Below are 16602 nucleotides of genomic sequence, written 5' to 3'. Positions count from 1 at the left end.
TCTCTTCCTTATAAGCGATCAAACAATGACAGATCGTTAATCTTGGTAAAGCTGGCCTGTGATGCCTGAAGTGCCGAGAGATAATTGCTCAAACGTACAGACGCTTCCGCGTAATCCAGGTTTTTCAGGTCGCCTTCCACTTTATCAACGAACAGCTTGTTATCGGCGTGTCCGTCTGACATCAGATCCAGGTTATTGTGGCGGCCGCCCATGTCGGTCATGGCGCCTAACACGTTGCCAAAAGTGGTATCTATAGCCGCCAGGGTGTCATCCACTTCTGTTCTGAAATTGGCCGTCGGGGCCTGAAATTCCGCAATCAGATCATCAATTTTCTGAAAGACAGTGGCACCGCCACCTAAATCCAGCAACTCCAGCGCCGTCACGTTAGATTCCATCGTGACCCCTTTGGCGACTGTCACCAGACGCTTATCAGCATTGCCATTCAGCGTGTAACCTGCGCCGGTATCCGTCAGAGCCTGTGTGTCGGTCTGGGTGCCGGAAAACAGATAGATACCTTCTTCGTCCTGCGCATTGAACACCGCCTGTAAGCCCTCTTTCAGGCTTTCCATTTCCGTGATAATGCCCTGACGATCTTCATCTGTCATGGTGCCGTTTGAACCCCATAGCACAAGATCACGTAAACTCTTTAAACTTTCGCTTGCCGTATCTAAATAGGCTTCCTGACTTGACAGCGTAGTTTTCACGTTGGCGATATTGGCCTGATACTGAGTCAGTGCGCTGCCTTCGCGCCCGAGGTTCAGAAGCTTGATGGAATCAATCGGGTCGTCCGACAGCTTAGTCAGACGGTCACCGGTCGACATCTGTTGCATCACTTCGCCCAAACCCACATTGTTTTTGCTCAGGCTGCTCAGCATCATCTGGCTGAATTGAGTGTCACTGATACGCATAATTATTCCTTAAAACAGAGCCAGTACAGTATCGAACAGGTTATTCGCCGTACTGATCACCTTCATGTTTGCCTGATACGCATTGGCAAATATCATCAGATTGGCGGCTTCTTCATCGCTGTTCACTGAACTCAGGTTTTCTTTGACTGAGATCGCTTGTGCATTCAGGTTTTCCGCCGCTTTTGCGTCTGAGGTGACCTGGCGTGCTTTGATCGCCGTATCCCCTACCATGGCAGTAAAGGTATCGCTGATAGCGATATTGCCGTAACCGGTAATTGCAAAGGTCTGGTTGCTAAGAGCAACTAAATCGGTCAGCACGTCACTGTTACCCGGAGTACCGTCTGAAGACAGTGCCAGCTCTTCCGGTTTCAGGGCGGTAATCTTCAGGCTCGAAGACGGGCTGGCCGGGTCATAGGTAAACAATGGCTGGCCGGCATTGCCGTTCAGATCCTGCCCGGTGGCCAGGGTGTTGTTAAAGGCATCAGCAAACGCCACAGCCATTTCATCCAGCGTCTGACGGAAAGGCAGCAGGGTCTCTACCTGATAATCGGCTATCGCGCCAAGCTCGCCGCCAATATTACCGTTAATTGGAAAACGCTGGCCTGCAAAATCGATTTCCATGTCGGCCAGATAGGGATCCGACGGATCGGGAATGGCTTTGATCTGAGAGGCCTGATCACCCAGCACCAGCGGCTGACCGGATGCCAGAGTGACCTGCAGACTGCCATCCGGCTGCTTATTGGTTTTGATGGACATCATTTCAGACAGCTGTCCAATCAGTGCGTCACGTTCATCGAGCAGTTGAGACGGGTTGCCGTTGGTCGAGCTCATTTCAACAATACGCTTGTTCACATCGGCAATATTCACCAGCAAGCTGTTACTCAGTTCGACCGCCGCCGTGCGCTGTTCACTCAGATCTTTATGCTGGGAGTAATAAGACTCAGACAGCGTATTGAAACGGCGCGTCAGAGCATCTGCTTCACTGATGATTTGCTGACGCAGCGGCGTTGACTCGGGTTTCACCGACGCATCATTCAAGGCGGCGTACAAGTTGTCCAGACCTTTGGCGATGTTAAAGCTGTCTGCCCCCATCACGTTTTCAAGCTGAGACATATTGCTGAGATAACGTGAAGAATAGGACGCCTGGCTTTGGGTCGCCCAGGTTTGTCTCACTACAAATTCATCGGATATACGGCGAATACTGGTGACTTCCACACCGTTACCTGCACTGGTGCCCAGTGCAGAACTGGGACCGAGCGCAGCAAACTGCGCCTGCTGACGGCTGTAACCCGGCGTATTCACGTTAGCGACATTTTGCGCGGTAACATCAAGGCCAGCACGGTTTGCATTCAAACCGGTTAATGCAATGTTGATTATGCTCATTAAGATCCGTGCTCCATTTTCGCATCAATCCTGGAAATTAGCGGCTGCTGAAACGCCATATTGTTAATGGCTGTCACTCGTTGAGTAGCCGGAAGCTGTTCTTTATCAAGGGCGACCTGCTCACTGGCGGTGTTAAATTTGCCCGCCTCCGGTGCCAGCGACGGGCTGTTGGCCGCCAGATTTTCACGGTTGAGCGCCGAATCGCCGCTGTCATGCGGGCTAAGTTGCTTAACCAGCATGTCGGCAATGCCGGCACTTTGTCGCTTCGCCATGTCCATCGCCAGTTGGCCGTCATAGAAGTCGCGAAAAACGCCTTGTTCTTTACTCGAAAACGGGTTGTCTTCCGCTGCCAGTACATCACTGCTGCTGCGCATCTGGCGCAGCACCATCTGCAGAAACATGGCTTCAAACTGACCGGCCACTTCATGCAGGGCCTGTTTTTTATCAGCCTGAAACTTCAGGTTATTCACTGCACTGTTATCGTGATACAGCATGGCGTTAGCCTGACCATCAATTTTCATTGCCACTCCTTAAATAACCACCAGCTCAGCATTCAGCGCACCCGCTTCATGCAGGGCCTGCAGAATTGACATCAGATCATCCGGCGTTGCCCCCAGGCTGTTCACCGCATCGACAATCGTGCTCAGTTCAGTACCTTCCGGCCAGATATACATAGGTGCTTCGTCCTGGCTGATATCGACCAGCGAGTTATTCACCACCTTGGTTTCACCGTCGGCAAAGGCGTTTGGCTGGCTGACAGACTGCATTTCACGAATGGTGACTGTCAGGCTGCCATGACTGACGGCTGCGGCGCTGACTGTCACGTTTTTGCCGACCACCACAGTACCGGTACGGGAGTTGAACACGACTCTGGCCGGACGACGGCCTTCTTCGACAACCAGCTCTTCCAGCATCGACATAAAGGTCACGCGCTGCTGGGTATCCATAGGGGCCAGCACTTCCACTTTGGCCTTATTGATAGCCGTTGCCACACCCGAACCAAAGGTGTTATTGACGGCGCGGGCAATGTTTTTCGCGGTGGTGAAGCTCGGGGTACGCAGGTTGAGCGTGATATTGGGCTTTTGATTGAAATCAGTCGGGATTTCTCGCTCCAGTGTGGCGCCGTTCGGAATACGCCCCGTTGTTGGGGTGTTAATGGTCACTTTCGAGCCACTCAGACCTTCAGCACTGGCGCCGCCGACAATCACGTTGCCCTGTGCCACCGCGTAGACTTCACCGTCCACGCCCCGCAAAGGGGTCAGCAGCAATGTCCCGCCGCGCAAGCTTTTGGCATCACCCAGGGATGACACCACAATATTCACTGTCTGGCCTTTCCCTGCCATTGGATCGATAAACGCAGTCACACTGACCGACGCCACGTTTTTCAGCTTAGGATCGGTGCCCTCGCTGATCTGCACACCAAACTGGCGCAGCATATTGGTGACAGACTGACTGGTAAATTTCACCTGGTTACGGTCACCCGTACCATCAAGACCAACGACCAGACCATAGCCCACCAACTGGTTACCACGGATGCCTTGCACATCCACTAAATCCATAATAGGCATAGCAATGGAGGCGTTGGCAGAGACAGAGTGAGCTCCCCAAAGCGCCACTGCCATAAACAGCAATAGGGTTTTGAACGATTTCATCAGAACGGCATCCATGGGCTAGTAAAGAATTGAGTCAGCCAGCCGGCTGAGTTACTGTCAGCCAGTGCTCCGCGGCCAGAATAGGTGATACGCGCATCACCGATACGTTGCGAAGACACCTGATTCAAGCGGTTAATGTCGTCGACCCGCACAATCCCTGACAGGCGGATAAATTCATCGCCCTGATTGAGACGCAGCCATTTTTCCCCGCGGATACGCAGCACGCCGTTAGGTAGCACGGCGTTCACCGTCACTGTAATCGCCCCTTTCAGTTTGTTACCCTGCGAGCTTTGCGATGAACCATCAAAGCCGCGGCTGGCATCCACACTGGCCGATAAGTTGTCTGCGGTGTAATTGCCAAATACCGGCGCACTGATGCCAACTTCTGAGTCTTTGGAAAACTGGGTATTGGCTTTTTTGCTCGACTGGGTTTCTTCGTCCAGCACTATGGTGAGAATGTCACCTACCCGGTAAGCACGGCGATCCTGAAACAAGGTCATCATGTAGTTGTTGCGATAAAGACTGCCGTCAGACGCTTCCGGCAAAGAGTAATCCAGTACCGGTGGCGCGAAGGCTTCATCATCGGGTTCTGGTGTGGAGAATTCAGGGCGCATGGTGCACCCTGTCAATAACACCATGAGAAATGGAATCAGCCACTTCATAGGATTTCCTTTCGGTGTAAGCATTAAACTGACTGCGCGACAAACTTCAGCATGTCATCCGCAGCTGAGACGACTTTGGCGTTCATTTCGTACGCACGTTGCGTGGTGATCATATCGACCATCTCTTCCACCACCTGCACGTTAGAGCCTTCCAGCGCACCTTGTTTGATGCTGCCCGCCCCGTCCAGACCCGGTACCAGTTCATCCGGCTGGCCGCTGGCTTCTGTCTCGCGATACAGGTTGCCGCCCAGCGCTTCCAGACCGGCCGGGTTTGCGAATTGCGCCAGAGTGATCTGACCCAGTTCCTGCGGCTGCGGATCACCGGCAACCTGCGCCGCGACTGTGCCGTCTACACCGATACTGATTCGGGTGGCCGCATTCGGGATCTCAATTTGAGGAATCAGCGGCAGACCCTGAGTATTGACAATCAGCCCTTCCGAGTTGACATGAAACTGGCCGTTGCGGCTGTACATGACTTCACCGTCAGAGTTTTCAATCTGGAAGAAGCCACCACCCATGATGGCCATATCCAAGTCCTGGCTGGTGTTTTGCGTGTTACCCTGGGTAAAGACTTTCTGTGTGCCGACAACACGCACACCGCTACCCAACTGCACACCTGTCGGCAGTTCATTAACCTGATCGACCGGCGCACCCGGCTGACGCTGAATGGTGTAGAAGAGGTCTTCAAAAACAACGCGGTCGCGTTTAAAACCTACTGTGTTAACGTTTGCCAGGTTGTTCGAGATGGCGGTCATCTTGGTGTCTTGCGCCGCCATACCCGTTTTGCTGACCCATAATGCAGAATGCATGTGATCTCTCCTTTTTATTAGCCGTTACGCAGCAGACGGTTACCAGCCTGAGCGAGTTTTTCTGCGGTTTTCATCATCCGCACCTGCATTTCGAAATTACGCGTCAGCGACATGACGCTGACCAGTTCTTCAATCGCGGAAACGTTACTGCCTTCCAGGTGTTCAGGTGCCAGACGCACTGTGGCATCCGCAGCGAAATCATTACCGTCACGGGCTTGAAGCAAGCCATCATTCATTTTCTGAACATCGGCAATATTCGGGTTAACCAGTTTTAGCTGACCGACTTCCAGTTCCGCACCACCACCCGGCGGAATGACAGTCACCATGCCGGTTTCACTGATTTCAATGCTCTGGTTAGGCGGAATAACGATAGGTTCGCCTTCTGCCATTACAGGGAAACCGTTGACTGTCAGGTTGCCCTGCTGATCAATTTTCAGGTTACCGGCACGGGTGTAAGACTCGCCGCCATCCGGGCTTTGTACTGTCAGAAAACCATCACCATTAATGGCGATATCCAGCTTGCGACCGGTTTTCACCATGTCACCAGCATCAAAACGGGTCGAGGCCGAGTTCGTTACCACCATAGTGCTGCCGTCAAAACCACGTCCCTGAATGGCATAACTCTTTGCTCTTTCCATGTCGGCACGAAAACCTGTGGTATCGGCATTCGACAGGTTGTTCGAGCGCACCTGCTGTGCGCTCAGTACCCGACTTGCTCCACTGGTTGCTGTGTATAACAGGCTATCCATCAACTCACCCTTAAATTGCGTTGAACAGCGCTTGGGTCAGCTGCTCTGTGGTCGAGATGGTTTTGGCGTTCGCCTGATAGTTACGCTGTGCTGTCATCAGGTTGACCAGTTCGCTGGTCAGATCCACGTTAGAGCCTTCCAGTGCCCCCGGCGACAGGCTGCCCAGGATACCGCTGCCAGGCTGCCCGGTAATCGGTGCACCCGATCCAAAGCTTTGCTGCCAGCCAGTGTTGCTGACTTTGACCAAGGCTTGCGGGTTAGCAAAATCGGCCAGCATGACCTGTCCCTGCAGCAGCGACTGACCATTGGTGTAAGTGGCGTATACCATGCCGTTATCTTCAACGCGCACGCCTGTCAGTTCACCGGATGAATAACCGTTCGGGTTGTTGGTGCTGGTGCCGAAATCGGCGCCGAACTGTGTAGTACCCAACAGGTCGATGTCCACACTCATTGGGTCTGCACCGGCAGGGTTAAAGGCAATATTGAAAGGTGCCGCCGGTGTGGCCAGCGTACCGTCAGTATTAAATGTCGCCGCCTGAGGTGCACCCGGTGCAGCACCGTCAACAGAAACATGAATGTCCCAGGCGTTAGCACCGGTTTTCACGAAATACTGGGTCATGGTGTGCGGATTACCCAGCGAGTCGTACACCTTGGTGGTGTAAGAAGAGTTATACGTATCGTGGTCGCCCATATTGAACGGCGCAACCGCAGGCGTGTTCACGCGAGAATCGAAGTTAGCAACGAAATCCACACGATCAGTGGCTTTGGCAGCCAGCGACGCTGTTTTAATTTGCAGATCACCCACAGCGCCCGATTGCAGATTGTTATTACCGTCAACGGTATAACCTTGCAGCTTCATGCCAGTGTTACTGATAATGTTGTTGTCTTTATCTGTGTTGAACACGCCAGAGCGGGTATAAACAACCTGACCACTGGTATCTTTAGTGACGAAAAAGCCGTTACCACCAATAGCCAGATCCAGTGAACGACCCGTGCCGCTCACTGAGCCATTTTTATCAAAGTTCTGAGAGATAGCAGCCACTTCCACACCACCGGCCTGAATACCGTTGTAAACAGAAGAGAACTCAGTACGTGATTCTTTAAAACCCGTGGTCGACACGTTTGCAATGTTGTTACTGATGGTATTGAGCTGTGTATTGGTGGCTCCCAGGCCACTCAGCGCGATATCAAAACTCATAATATCCTCGTTATCTTGTATGAAAATCAGCTGCCGAACTGGCTAATCTGGTAGAAAGGAATGCTGCCGACACCGGCAACATTGACCAGGGCTGAGCCCCCGTTACTTGGAACACGTACTTGTTCAACCTGACCAGCCAGCAGCACCTTGGGCTCTGTCTGGCCGGATTGGACTTCCACTGACACTGTGTAGTTACCTTCCGGCAGTTCCAGCGCTTCCGGGTCAATGGTGAAATCCACATCCCCGGCACCGTGCGCGCCCAGCGGTACTTTGGTCACACGGCCATAGTCATCTTCCAGCAGCAGGTTGACCTGATTAGACGCGTGCGCCAGTTCAATCTTGCCGCTCTGCGTGCCTTCACCCAGTGTCATTTCATTGGTGCTGACATACACGGTCTGACCGACTAAACCCGCTGTTGCCAGTACCTGCATGTTGTCCATCAAGACCATGCTGTTCTGCATCATCTTGGACATATTCTCGGTGCTCTGAACCTGAGAGAACTGCGCCAGCTGACCGACGTATTCTGTGCCGTCGAGCGGGTTGAGCGGATCCTGATTCTGGATCTGAGCCACCATCAGGGTCAGGAACTCGTTCTGCAGGGCATCGGCGCTGTTATCACTGGTACGGTTTGCCTGAACACCGTTATTGCCGCTTGTGGTTGCCGGGCTATCCCCGGACAAGGCGGTGTATTGTGCTAAGCTCATCGGCTACCCTCCCCCAGACGCAGCAGGCCCTGCTGCATACTTTTCACATTGGCCAGCACTTCGACATTGGTCTCGTAACTGCGGGTGGCGGACATCATGTCTGCCATTTCCGCCACAACGTCGATACCCGGATAGAAGACATAGCCTTCATCATTCGCCAGCGGGTTATTCGGTTCGAAACGCTTGTCCACTTTGCTCTCATGCTGAACCACATCGACAATGCGCACTTCCGCATTCGGGTACACATCTTTGTCGGCAGTTAATTGTGTCTGGCTGTACACAGTAGCAAACACAGGTTTCAGCGCTTTGTAAGCATCATTAGGATTGCTGGCTACTGCATCGGCATTAGCCAGGTTACTGGCTACCGTATTCAGACGGACGGTTTGCGCCGTCATTGCAGAACCAGCGATTGAGTAGATGTCCGTAAAAGCCATAGTGTTTAACGACCCTCAATTGCTTTGGCCAGTCCGCTGAACTTCATGTTCATAAAGGTCAGACTGGTTTGAAAATCCATGTTGTTCTGGGCAAACTTGGCTTGTTCCACGCCCAGCTCAACGGTATTACCGGTTTTGCTGTTCTGGTACGGCACCCGGTATTTCGCGCTCACATCCAATTGCGGTGGGGGTGTGTCCACTCGTGAGCTTGTGTTTTTCATCACGCTTTCAAACGCCAGGTCTCTGGCGAGATATCCAGGGGTATCGACATTTGCTAAGTTGCTTGCCAATACTTTGCTGCGCTGTACCCTGAAATTAAGCGCATCAGGATGGACACCCAGCGCATTTTCAAAACTGATCGCCATTGTTTTTCCTTTAAATCGGTCACGCTTGCACCATGACTACTAACAAGAAACATGCCAATATTTTATGTATTATTTTTCAATAGGTTACAAAGAGGAAAGGAAGCGGAACTTCCGCTCTTTCACACATAAGCGGAAATCAGGAAACAGGAAATCCGGCCACATTCTCGCGCTGTGGGCAACGGCATTAATGATCCCTTCTGCTGTCCTGGCTGACAGCGGCAACAAACAGGATGAGTCTGAACTGGTGGCCTGGACTCAGGCTCAGATAGAGCAGGAAATCGCCAGCTATGCGTCAAGGCAACAATGGCCGGACTATCACACTGAGATCAGTATTAGTGTGCCGGCTTCCGTGGATCACCTACCGGCCTGTGACACTGCGCTGTACATCAGCGCAGCCGATCAGCAGAGCCTGCCGGTGGGCTATTTGCGCCGTCAGCTCGAATGCCAGTCCGGCCCTCAGCCATGGAAACTGAACATTACGGCGCAGGTCAGTATCCGGTTACCGGTTATCGTCTCAACCACACACATCAGGCGGGATACCAAGCTGTCGGCAACCATGCTCAAACCTCAGACCCTGACTCTGAGCCGCAATGAAGCGTTTGCGACCCGTCCCGAGCAGCTCATTGGCCAGCGAACCCTGAGACGAATCCGCAGCGGCCAGATCATCAACCCACTGCAGCTCCAGCCACTGTGGCTGGTCGAGGAAGGTGACGCTGTCGTTATAGTGGCCAGCAAAAATGGCCTGGAGGCCAGCATGAAAGGAGAAGCTTTACAAAGTGGTGTTAAAGGTGAACAAGTTTCTGTCCGCAATATCAGTTCAGGAAAGGTCATTCAGGCTTTAGTGGTTGAGCGTGGAAAAGTTGAAACTATTTTTTAATTTCCGCCCGGAAGCGGTCGCTTTTCCTCTTTAGCAGATACTTAAATTCAAGCGGTAGAAAAAGCGAGCAGGATAAATTCATGAAAATTGACAAAGTAATTAATTCTCAAGTGGCGTCGTCAACACAGCGTCCGTCCAGCCCGGCACAAGTGGAAACCGCAGGTAAGGCAAAAGGCCTGGAGCCAGTGATCAGCGTCAGCAACCAGATCATTTCACAGGCGCAGGAAAAACTGGCCGACTTACCAGACATCGATATGGAAAAAGTGAATGCGGTAAAGCAGGCACTGGCAAAAGGCGATCTCAAACTCGACATTGATACCCTGTCCAGCGCGATTCTGGAATTCCACACCGGACACGAATGAGGCCAGACATGAGCAAGCAGCAGATAGTGAAAGCACTGATTCAAGGGATCCGCCACGACCTTCAGGCTTACCAGCAACTCGGACAACTGCTGTTAAGGCAGCAAGCCAGTTATCTGCAGTTTAACGGTACGACGTTATCCGAACTGGTAAAAAAGCAGGAACATTTGCTTGCTCAGCTTCAGCACAGCGCCTCGCAGCGCAGGCAGTTATTACAACAGCTCGGGCTGTCTGCCGATAAGCAAGGTATGACAATACTGATGAAAAAACTGCCGTCACCCCTGAATGCTCAGGTTCGCCAGAGCTGGCAGCAACTGGAGAATCACATCCAGTCCTGCCAGAAAGCCAATCAGGTAAACGGCAATCTGTCCGCCTCTTACGGTGAGTTGCTGATGCAGATTAAAGGCGAACCTGCCTATGGCACGGCGTTGATGCAGAGCTGATATGACGATTGCCCGCAAAACCGGCTCCTGCTTTTGGGCCGGTTTCTGTTGTTGGTTCACACTGATCATCCTGCCGGGTTTTGCATTGGCCAACCCGGCTTCTTCGTCTTTTTCTCTCAGTGCCGATGCGTTACAGGCTCAGGTCGACAAGTTACTGCCCCACCGCCAGCTGATTCAGCGACACCTGCTGCGCAATAAAGAAACACTGCTAAATATTGAGCAGGTACTGCGTAGTAAACAGCTCCCGGCCAACCTGGCGTTACTGCCCATGATTGAATCCACGTTCAGAGTGGATGCGGTCTCGTCAGCCAATGCAGCCGGCCTGTGGCAGCTGATACCGGCCACCGCCGAGCGGTTCGGATTACAGGTACAGGCAGATAACGACGAACGCTTTGATGTTAAAAAGAGCACTCAGGCCGCCGTCGCTTACCTGTCATTTCTGTACAACAAGTTCGATCAGGACCTTGCGCTGACACTGGCCGCCTACAATGCCGGTGAAGGCAGGGTCGGCCGGGCCATAAAAAAAGCCAACAGCCGCCGGTTCACGGCGCTCTCGTTACCGAAGGAAACCCGCGACTATGTGCACAAATTTCATGCGCTGCTTTCGGTTGTGGATCTGGACGCACTGACCCGACAGGCAAGCTCAAAAGACCCTCTTCTGAGGCTGACCGTCAGCCGCCCGCCCACCGATATGGAAACCCGGATACTGACTGATCTGTTTGCTAAACGGGAGGTCATTAATATGTCGCCTGTCAAACCACTGATCCCTTTATAAATATTGATACTCGCACATCCGTGAACGGTTCCTATACTGAAGATTGATATTTCTATTAATTAGCATTACCTGTCGGTTCTCACCGACAGGCCGATGAAGCAGAAGGACACGTTATGACGGACACGATTCAGGCTTGTCTGCTGGGAGCCCTATGCCTGCTGATGATCTCAGGGTGCGATCGCGATAACGCACAAGACAAAGCGTTAGTCAAAGCGCTGGAAAACAAAGTCGAGATGCTCGAACAGCAGCTGGAAGAACAGCCGGTACAAAGCCTCCTGAGTCAGGATTCGCAACGTGTTGAAGAGCTTGAAAAAGAAGTCAATACACTCAGGGGCCGGCTGAGCAAAAAAATCAGCTTTTCCCCGACCTTACAACGTATAACAGAAAAAGGTTATCTCGAATGCGGGGTCAGTACCGGGTTGCCCGGATTCTCCATACCCAATCAGAAAGGCGAATGGTATGGCCTGGATGTAGAGTTCTGCCAGGCTGTCGCCGCCGCAGCACTGGGTGATAAAAGCAAAGTCAAATTTATCCCTCTCAATGCCCGAGAGCGCTTTGCGGCACTGCAGAAAGGCGAAATAGACATACTGTCACGCAATACCACCTGGACCTTGCAGCGCGACACGGCGCTTGAACTGCATTTTGCCGGTATCCTGTATTTCGATGGCCAGGGCTTTATGGTGAAAAAATCCCTCAATGCCAACAGAGCGGCAGATTTGTCCGGCGCCACCATTTGCGTTCAGTCTGGTACCACCACCGAGCTGAACCTCGAGGACTATTTCAAGCTCAATAATCTGATGTACACTCTGGTTCCCTTCGATACTGCGCAGGAAACCATCATGGGCTTTGAAGAAGGCCGCTGCGATGTGCTGACCGCGGATCAGTCCGGCCTTTACGGCTTAAGGCTGAATCTGAAAAATGCCGAAGACGCGATTATTTTACCGGATATCATTTCCAAAGAACCGCTGGGACCTGTGGTTCGTCAGGGAGACGACCAATGGTACAACATAGTGAAATGGACACTGAATGCCATGATCAATGCCGAGGAGCTGGGGATCAGCTCGCAAAATATTGATGAGATGAAAAGCAGCAATATTCCTGAAATACGCCGGTTTCTTGGCTTAGACGGCCCACAGGGGAAAAGCCTGGGTCTTAAGCCTGACTGGGCTTACCAAATTATCAAACAAGTGGGTAATTACGGCGAAAGCTTTGATCGCACAGTCGGCATCCAGTCTCCGCTTCATATACAGCGGGCACAAAACAGTCTCTGGACACAGGGAGGTTTGCATTATGCGCCCCCGATACGTTAGTCTTGCCTGAACCAGATAGGCCAAACCGTCAAATTTACACACTGTTACATCTTTGATCATAGGTATTGGCACTGTCTCCAGTATATTTAAGCCAATAGTTTCGACGATTTTTTCAATTTCGGTTCAAAGTTTCAATTACTTACTATTGAAACTTGCTGGCGTTGCCGCCATATATGGCATAGTAGATTTCAACACTAACCCTAAGGGGAAGCATTTATGAACGATCGTATTGTCCGTAGTAATGGCTACGAAGGCGTACTGTCAACTAACAAGGTTCTGCGTAACACTTATTTCCTGTTATCCCTGACCTTACTGTGGTCAGCCGTGGTAGCCGGTGTTTCAATGGCAATGAACCTGCCACATCCTGGCATCATCATCACCCTGGTTGGCTTTTACGGTTTGCTGTTCCTGACAGAAAAGAACCGTGACAGCAGCCTGGGGCTGGTCTTTACCTTCCTGCTCACTGGTTTCATGGGTTACACCCTTGGCCCAATCCTGAACATGTATATTGGCGCAGGTATGGGACATGTGATCATGCCGGCACTGGGTGGTACTGCACTGACCTTCATGGCCTGTTCTGCTTATGCACTGACTACTAAACGCGACCTGTCGTTCCTGAACGGCATGCTGCTGGCTGGCTTTATTGCTATTGTGGTTGCAGTAATTGCAAACATCTTCCTGCAAATGCCAATGCTGTCTCTGGTGATCAGCGGAATGTTTGTGCTCTTCTCTTCTGCGGCAATCCTGCTGACGACTCAGTCGATTGTTCGCGGCGGTGAGACAAACTATATCTCTGCAACCGTGACTTTGTATGTGTCTATTTACAACCTGTTCCTGAGCCTGCTGCAAATTCTGGGCATCATGGGCAGCGACGATTAATCTCGTCTATCACTGACAATGCCAGAAGCGCCCTACGGGGCGCTTTTTGTTTTTCTGCGATGCGGTAAATGGTCTTCAGTTAAGAGGCAATAGTGCGCAGAACACTTGCGAAGGACGTGCGATATCACTATCCTTGCCGGGCTAATAACTGTGAGACCGACCATGCTTGAATTTGACGGAAATGTTATCGACACCGACGCCCAGGGATATTTAAAGAATGTCAGCGACTGGACACCGGAAATGGTGCCCCTACTGGCGAAAGATGAAGGCGTTGAGCTCACTGACGCCCACTGGGAAGTAGTGACTTTTGTTCGTGAATTCTATTTGGAATTCAATACCTCACCCGCTATCCGCATGCTGGTGAAGGCAATGGCAAAAAAATACGGTGAAGAAAAAGGCAGTTCCAAGTACCTGTTCAAACTCTTTCCCAAAGGGCCGGCTAAACAAGCCACCAAACTGGCGGGTTTACCTAAACCGGCAAAATGTTTGTGATCCTATGGCCGGGGCAACGTTGCTTCGGCTAAATAATTTCAAATCCGTCAATCGCACGCCATTCAAGATCATCCCGGCTTACACTGTCCACCCGAGATGTGCGGGGACCACTTGCCAGCCAGTCTACCAATTGTTCAACTTTTTCGGCTTTACCGCACGCCAATACTTCGACGCTGCCGTCGGGTAAATTCTTCGCATAGCCGCTTACACCGATTTTCAACCCTTCATGCGCTGTATGAAAACGAAACCCCACCCCCTGAACATGGCCAGAGACTCTGACCAAGACGCAAATTTGTGACATATATCACCTCAAGATTAGTCCTATTTAAAAGATAAAATATTAGTATTCACTTACGCCACACCACCCCTATATTCAGGATGAAAAAATGAAAGAAGTTGCATTTCGATGGATTGATAAATATCTCATTCACCTCAGGCTGCAGGAGAAGTTCTACCTCTTGTTCTTATTGCCGCTTATCGGAATGATCACTGTAAGTGCAATTTTAGCTGATGCTGGGGAAAAGCAGTATCAATCACTTATCGCTCAAAAATTACAGGCTTCCGCTAAGTTGCTGTCCGAACTCAACGTTTCTCAGGCTGATGCGGCACGCTTGCTAAGCGGTTCAGATCTCACCATTGGACGTGGGATCGATGCGGTATCGGTGGCGGGAATGAATTACAGCCTGATTTCCACTGAGTCATCGGGCTTGTTTGACTACCTCACAGGGTTTCAGATTGGATTGGGTCTCTTTGTGGTATTCATGGCCTGTGCCATGGTGTACTACATCATGACCTTTATTGGTGGTGCGATGTTCACTACGCACAAAGCACTGTCGACCCTGGCTGATGGCGACCTGACGCAGCGCCTGAACTTTTTTAAAGTCCGGGATGAGTTCAGCACCATTGCCATCACTATCGACAAAGTGGCTGATCGTGAACAGCAACTGGTGCTGGCCACACAGGAAGCCACCGCACTGATGCAGCAAATCAGCAGCGAGCTTCGTCAGCGCTCGATGCAAACTGAAAACCTCTCAGCCGACCAACAAGCTCATCTGGACTCGCTGGCGAGTGCCACAGAAGAGATGGCCTCTTCAATTCGTGAAGTTGCCACCCATGCGCACGACACCTCAGCGCAGACCCAGGAAGCCCAGGACGTGACTGAACAGGGTCGCATCCAGGTCAGCAATACAAAGCAGGCCATCAATCAGCTGACTCGCGAAATTCATCAGGCCGCTGAAGCCGTTAATGCACTCGACAGTAATGCCGCAAAAATTGACGCAGTGGTCACCACCATCAATGCCATTTCAGAGCAAACCAACCTGCTGGCATTGAACGCCGCCATTGAAGCGGCCCGCGCTGGCGAGCAAGGGCGCGGATTTGCCGTGGTCGCGGACGAAGTGCGCACGCTGGCGGGCCGGACACAAACCGCGACCGTCGAAATCCAGCAGATGATTGAATCGCTGCAAAAAAACAGTCAGACCCTGATGGCCGTAATGCAGAGCACAGTCACCAACGCCGGTGAGAGTGAAACTCTGATGGGCTCGGTTGACCAGCAAATCACCCAGATATCGGAGCGAAATCAGCATATCTCAGATCGCAGTACGGAAATTGCGGCTGCCGCGGAGCAACAAGGTTCGGTCGCAGACGGAATTGCCAGCAGCGTTGAGCAGGTGCGGGAACAATCGCGCCAGGTCAAGCAAGTCATTGCCCACACGGCCAGTGATATAGAGCGCTTGAATCAACAGGCGCAGCAACTGGAAATGCTGATGAATGGCGTGAAAGCCTGATCCAGGGCTGCCCCGACATTGCTTCTTAGTTCCTCCCCCTTCTTCAAGGGGGAGGCTAGGAGAGGGTTACGTGGCGACCTCGATGAAATGCCCTACTTCGCGCTGGCGTAGATAAAACTCATCACTCCCAACTCAAGAGCTTTCGTTGGATTTTCCAATGGCAAATCGTGAGGTGTGTTGAAACACTACATATTGTCATATTTGCTGGCTCGTATTTAAGGTGATTCTCATTATAATCTTGGCTATTAAAATATTTGTCGCAATGTGGGAGATGAAATGGATTTTGGTGTTTCGATACTTGTATTAGTTGGCGCGGCAGCATTTTACTACTTTGTTTTATACTCAAAGCCGCAAGATGAAGATTGGCGAAAGCTGCCTACACTTGCAGAGTATTTATCAAAGCATCCAGACTGCAAAACGGATGACCCAGAAAATGCAAAATGTTACAGCTGTAGTTCTGATAATGTTATCTTTCAGCCGCTAACTGTGCATGAAGATCCTCGTTACAAGCATATTTGCCTTTCTTGCAAAAAAGCTCTTTTTAGAAGCAAAGCGATAATGTCTTAGTTTTGTCGGTTAACTTCAGTTCAGGCTCGGATTGAGTATAAGAATATTAGTTATTCGTTATCAAAATTGTGTGGCGAAAGCAAAAGAGCTTAAACAGCGGTTAACGCAACTGACCAGCCTAGCTGATTGCTCATTTTGCTCAGTCAGCAACGCTTTTCTTCTCAGCACCAATGGTAGTGTTCAAAGTTTTGTGTCTTTTCCTACACTTCCTAAAAACGGGGGGAGACACATCATGGCTGATAAATACGA

22 protein-coding genes are annotated in these 16602 nt (G+C 51.3%); 10 read left to right on the top strand and 12 right to left on the bottom strand.

What is annotated here, in order from left to right; genetic code table 11:
* Positions 1 to 8: 8 nt before the first annotated feature.
* From flgL to flgB, 11 genes are read right to left on the bottom strand one after another with little or no spacing between them, the layout of a single operon-like run.
* Complete coding sequence (gene flgL / locus Q4491_RS19110) at positions 9 to 908, bottom strand: flagellar hook-associated protein FlgL (RefSeq protein ID WP_303459942.1); 900 nt, start codon at positions 906 to 908, stop codon at positions 9 to 11.
* A gap of 9 nt (positions 909 to 917) precedes the next feature.
* Positions 918 to 2291, bottom strand: coding sequence for a flagellar hook-associated protein FlgK (gene flgK, locus Q4491_RS19105; RefSeq protein WP_303459939.1), 1374 nt, complete (start codon positions 2289 to 2291; stop codon positions 918 to 920).
* On the bottom strand, positions 2291 to 2812 hold the full coding sequence (locus tag Q4491_RS19100; RefSeq protein WP_303459936.1) for a rod-binding protein: 522 nt from the start codon (positions 2810 to 2812) through the stop codon (positions 2291 to 2293). Before Q4491_RS19100 ends, flgK begins: the two co-directional genes overlap by 1 nt.
* Positions 2813 to 2821: 9 nt before the next feature.
* Positions 2822 to 3913: a flagellar basal body P-ring protein FlgI gene (locus Q4491_RS19095; protein ID WP_255558004.1), complete on the bottom strand. Its 1092-nt coding sequence runs from the start codon at positions 3911 to 3913 to the stop codon at positions 2822 to 2824.
* A gap of 29 nt (positions 3914 to 3942) precedes the next feature.
* A complete protein-coding gene (gene flgH / locus Q4491_RS19090; RefSeq protein ID WP_192016526.1) occupies positions 3943 to 4605 on the bottom strand; it encodes a flagellar basal body L-ring protein FlgH in 663 nt (220 codons plus the stop codon).
* A gap of 23 nt (positions 4606 to 4628) precedes the next feature.
* Positions 4629 to 5414, bottom strand: a complete 786-nt coding sequence (gene flgG, locus Q4491_RS19085) for a flagellar basal-body rod protein FlgG (RefSeq protein WP_218384790.1) — start codon at positions 5412 to 5414, stop codon at positions 4629 to 4631.
* A 17-nt stretch (positions 5415 to 5431) separates the two neighbouring features.
* On the bottom strand, positions 5432 to 6163 hold the full coding sequence (flgF, locus tag Q4491_RS19080; protein WP_192016524.1) for a flagellar basal-body rod protein FlgF: 732 nt from the start codon (positions 6161 to 6163) through the stop codon (positions 5432 to 5434).
* Between the two features lie 10 nt (positions 6164 to 6173).
* Complete coding sequence (gene flgE / locus Q4491_RS19075) at positions 6174 to 7361, bottom strand: flagellar hook protein FlgE (RefSeq protein WP_303459932.1); 1188 nt, start codon at positions 7359 to 7361, stop codon at positions 6174 to 6176.
* Positions 7362 to 7387: 26 nt separating this feature from the next.
* Positions 7388 to 8065 carry a flagellar hook assembly protein FlgD gene (gene flgD / locus Q4491_RS19070; RefSeq protein ID WP_192016522.1) on the bottom strand — a complete coding sequence of 226 codons (678 nt, stop codon included), beginning with the start codon at positions 8063 to 8065 and terminating at the stop codon, positions 7388 to 7390.
* Positions 8062 to 8499, bottom strand: coding sequence for a flagellar basal body rod protein FlgC (gene flgC / locus Q4491_RS19065; RefSeq protein WP_192016521.1), 438 nt, complete (start codon positions 8497 to 8499; stop codon positions 8062 to 8064). Before flgC ends, flgD begins: the two co-directional genes overlap by 4 nt.
* Before the next feature lie 5 nt (positions 8500 to 8504).
* Positions 8505 to 8864, bottom strand: a complete 360-nt coding sequence (gene flgB, locus Q4491_RS19060; protein WP_027252394.1) for a flagellar basal body rod protein FlgB — start codon at positions 8862 to 8864, stop codon at positions 8505 to 8507.
* Positions 8865 to 9051: 187 nt separating this feature from the next.
* Between flgB and flgA the strand changes: the two genes are divergently transcribed.
* From flgA to Q4491_RS19025, 7 genes are all read left to right on the top strand, one after another.
* A complete protein-coding gene (gene flgA / locus Q4491_RS19055) occupies positions 9052 to 9741 on the top strand; it encodes a flagellar basal body P-ring formation chaperone FlgA (protein WP_303459922.1) in 690 nt (229 codons plus the stop codon).
* Positions 9742 to 9821: 80 nt separating this feature from the next.
* On the top strand, positions 9822 to 10103 hold the full coding sequence (flgM, locus tag Q4491_RS19050) for a flagellar biosynthesis anti-sigma factor FlgM (protein ID WP_192016519.1): 282 nt from the start codon (positions 9822 to 9824) through the stop codon (positions 10101 to 10103).
* Positions 10104 to 10111: 8 nt separating this feature from the next.
* Positions 10112 to 10543, top strand: coding sequence for a flagellar export chaperone FlgN (gene flgN, locus Q4491_RS19045; RefSeq protein ID WP_303459918.1), 432 nt, complete (start codon positions 10112 to 10114; stop codon positions 10541 to 10543).
* A gap of 1 nt (position 10544) precedes the next feature.
* The gene (locus Q4491_RS19040; RefSeq protein ID WP_303459915.1) at positions 10545 to 11318 is read left to right on the top strand and encodes a lytic transglycosylase domain-containing protein; all 774 of its coding nucleotides are present in this window, start codon (positions 10545 to 10547) and stop codon (positions 11316 to 11318) included.
* A gap of 113 nt (positions 11319 to 11431) precedes the next feature.
* Positions 11432 to 12628, top strand: coding sequence for an amino acid ABC transporter substrate-binding protein (locus tag Q4491_RS19035; RefSeq protein WP_237794490.1), 1197 nt, complete (start codon positions 11432 to 11434; stop codon positions 12626 to 12628).
* Between the two features lie 216 nt (positions 12629 to 12844).
* A complete protein-coding gene (locus tag Q4491_RS19030; RefSeq protein ID WP_192016516.1) occupies positions 12845 to 13507 on the top strand; it encodes a Bax inhibitor-1/YccA family protein in 663 nt (220 codons plus the stop codon).
* Positions 13508 to 13669: 162 nt separating this feature from the next.
* Positions 13670 to 13999 (top strand): TusE/DsrC/DsvC family sulfur relay protein, encoded by a 330-nt coding sequence (locus Q4491_RS19025; RefSeq protein ID WP_218384800.1) that lies wholly within the window; start codon positions 13670 to 13672, stop codon positions 13997 to 13999.
* Between the two features lie 28 nt (positions 14000 to 14027).
* Here Q4491_RS19025 and yccX read toward each other — a convergent pair whose 3' ends face one another.
* Positions 14028 to 14300 (bottom strand): acylphosphatase, encoded by a 273-nt coding sequence (gene yccX / locus Q4491_RS19020; RefSeq protein WP_192016514.1) that lies wholly within the window; start codon positions 14298 to 14300, stop codon positions 14028 to 14030.
* An 85-nt stretch (positions 14301 to 14385) separates the two neighbouring features.
* Here yccX and Q4491_RS19015 point away from each other — a divergent pair, with 85 nt between their 5' ends.
* The 3 genes from Q4491_RS19015 to Q4491_RS19005 all read left to right on the top strand — a co-directional run.
* Positions 14386 to 15786: a methyl-accepting chemotaxis protein gene (locus Q4491_RS19015; RefSeq protein ID WP_192016513.1), complete on the top strand. Its 1401-nt coding sequence runs from the start codon at positions 14386 to 14388 to the stop codon at positions 15784 to 15786.
* Between the two features lie 276 nt (positions 15787 to 16062).
* Positions 16063 to 16353 carry a hypothetical protein gene (locus Q4491_RS19010; RefSeq protein ID WP_303459909.1) on the top strand — a complete coding sequence of 97 codons (291 nt, stop codon included), beginning with the start codon at positions 16063 to 16065 and terminating at the stop codon, positions 16351 to 16353.
* 31 nt (positions 16354 to 16384) lie between these two features.
* Positions 16385 to 16602 (top strand): hypothetical protein (locus Q4491_RS19005; protein ID WP_303459906.1); only part of this gene is annotated, 218 nt, incomplete at its 3' end.

Origin of the sequence: Photobacterium sp. 2_MG-2023 (assembly GCF_030547675.1) — a bacterium.
Taxonomy (GTDB): domain Bacteria; phylum Pseudomonadota; class Gammaproteobacteria; order Enterobacterales; family Vibrionaceae; genus Photobacterium; species Photobacterium arenosum.
Note: the sequence above shows the minus strand (reverse complement) of the source record. Positions and strands in the feature narration are given on the sequence as shown.

Coding starts and splice junctions, on each gene's coding strand:
- Q4491_RS19095 (WP_255558004.1), bottom strand. CDS start 3,913: ATGGCAGTGGCGCTTTGGGGAGCTCACTCTGTCTCTGCCAACGCCTCC.
- flgH (WP_192016526.1), bottom strand. CDS start 4,605: ATGAAGTGGCTGATTCCATTTCTCATGGTGTTATTGACAGGGTGCACC.
- flgB (WP_027252394.1), bottom strand. CDS start 8,864: ATGGCGATCAGTTTTGAAAATGCGCTGGGTGTCCATCCTGATGCGCTT.
- Q4491_RS19025 (WP_218384800.1), top strand. CDS start 13,670: ATGCTTGAATTTGACGGAAATGTTATCGACACCGACGCCCAGGGATAT.
- flgL (WP_303459942.1), bottom strand. CDS start 908: ATGCGTATCAGTGACACTCAATTCAGCCAGATGATGCTGAGCAGCCTG.
- flgE (WP_303459932.1), bottom strand. CDS start 7,361: ATGAGTTTTGATATCGCGCTGAGTGGCCTGGGAGCCACCAATACACAG.
- flgD (WP_192016522.1), bottom strand. CDS start 8,065: ATGAGCTTAGCACAATACACCGCCTTGTCCGGGGATAGCCCGGCAACC.
- Q4491_RS19100 (WP_303459936.1), bottom strand. CDS start 2,812: ATGAAAATTGATGGTCAGGCTAACGCCATGCTGTATCACGATAACAGT.
- flgN (WP_303459918.1), top strand. CDS start 10,112: ATGAGCAAGCAGCAGATAGTGAAAGCACTGATTCAAGGGATCCGCCAC.
- Q4491_RS19010 (WP_303459909.1), top strand. CDS start 16,063: ATGGATTTTGGTGTTTCGATACTTGTATTAGTTGGCGCGGCAGCATTT.
- flgK (WP_303459939.1), bottom strand. CDS start 2,291: ATGAGCATAATCAACATTGCATTAACCGGTTTGAATGCAAACCGTGCT.
- Q4491_RS19040 (WP_303459915.1), top strand. CDS start 10,545: ATGACGATTGCCCGCAAAACCGGCTCCTGCTTTTGGGCCGGTTTCTGT.
- flgA (WP_303459922.1), top strand. CDS start 9,052: ATGATCCCTTCTGCTGTCCTGGCTGACAGCGGCAACAAACAGGATGAG.
- Q4491_RS19015 (WP_192016513.1), top strand. CDS start 14,386: ATGAAAGAAGTTGCATTTCGATGGATTGATAAATATCTCATTCACCTC.
- yccX (WP_192016514.1), bottom strand. CDS start 14,300: ATGTCACAAATTTGCGTCTTGGTCAGAGTCTCTGGCCATGTTCAGGGG.
- flgC (WP_192016521.1), bottom strand. CDS start 8,499: ATGGCTTTTACGGACATCTACTCAATCGCTGGTTCTGCAATGACGGCG.
- flgG (WP_218384790.1), bottom strand. CDS start 5,414: ATGCATTCTGCATTATGGGTCAGCAAAACGGGTATGGCGGCGCAAGAC.
- Q4491_RS19035 (WP_237794490.1), top strand. CDS start 11,432: ATGACGGACACGATTCAGGCTTGTCTGCTGGGAGCCCTATGCCTGCTG.
- flgF (WP_192016524.1), bottom strand. CDS start 6,163: ATGGATAGCCTGTTATACACAGCAACCAGTGGAGCAAGTCGGGTACTG.
- Q4491_RS19030 (WP_192016516.1), top strand. CDS start 12,845: ATGAACGATCGTATTGTCCGTAGTAATGGCTACGAAGGCGTACTGTCA.
- flgM (WP_192016519.1), top strand. CDS start 9,822: ATGAAAATTGACAAAGTAATTAATTCTCAAGTGGCGTCGTCAACACAG.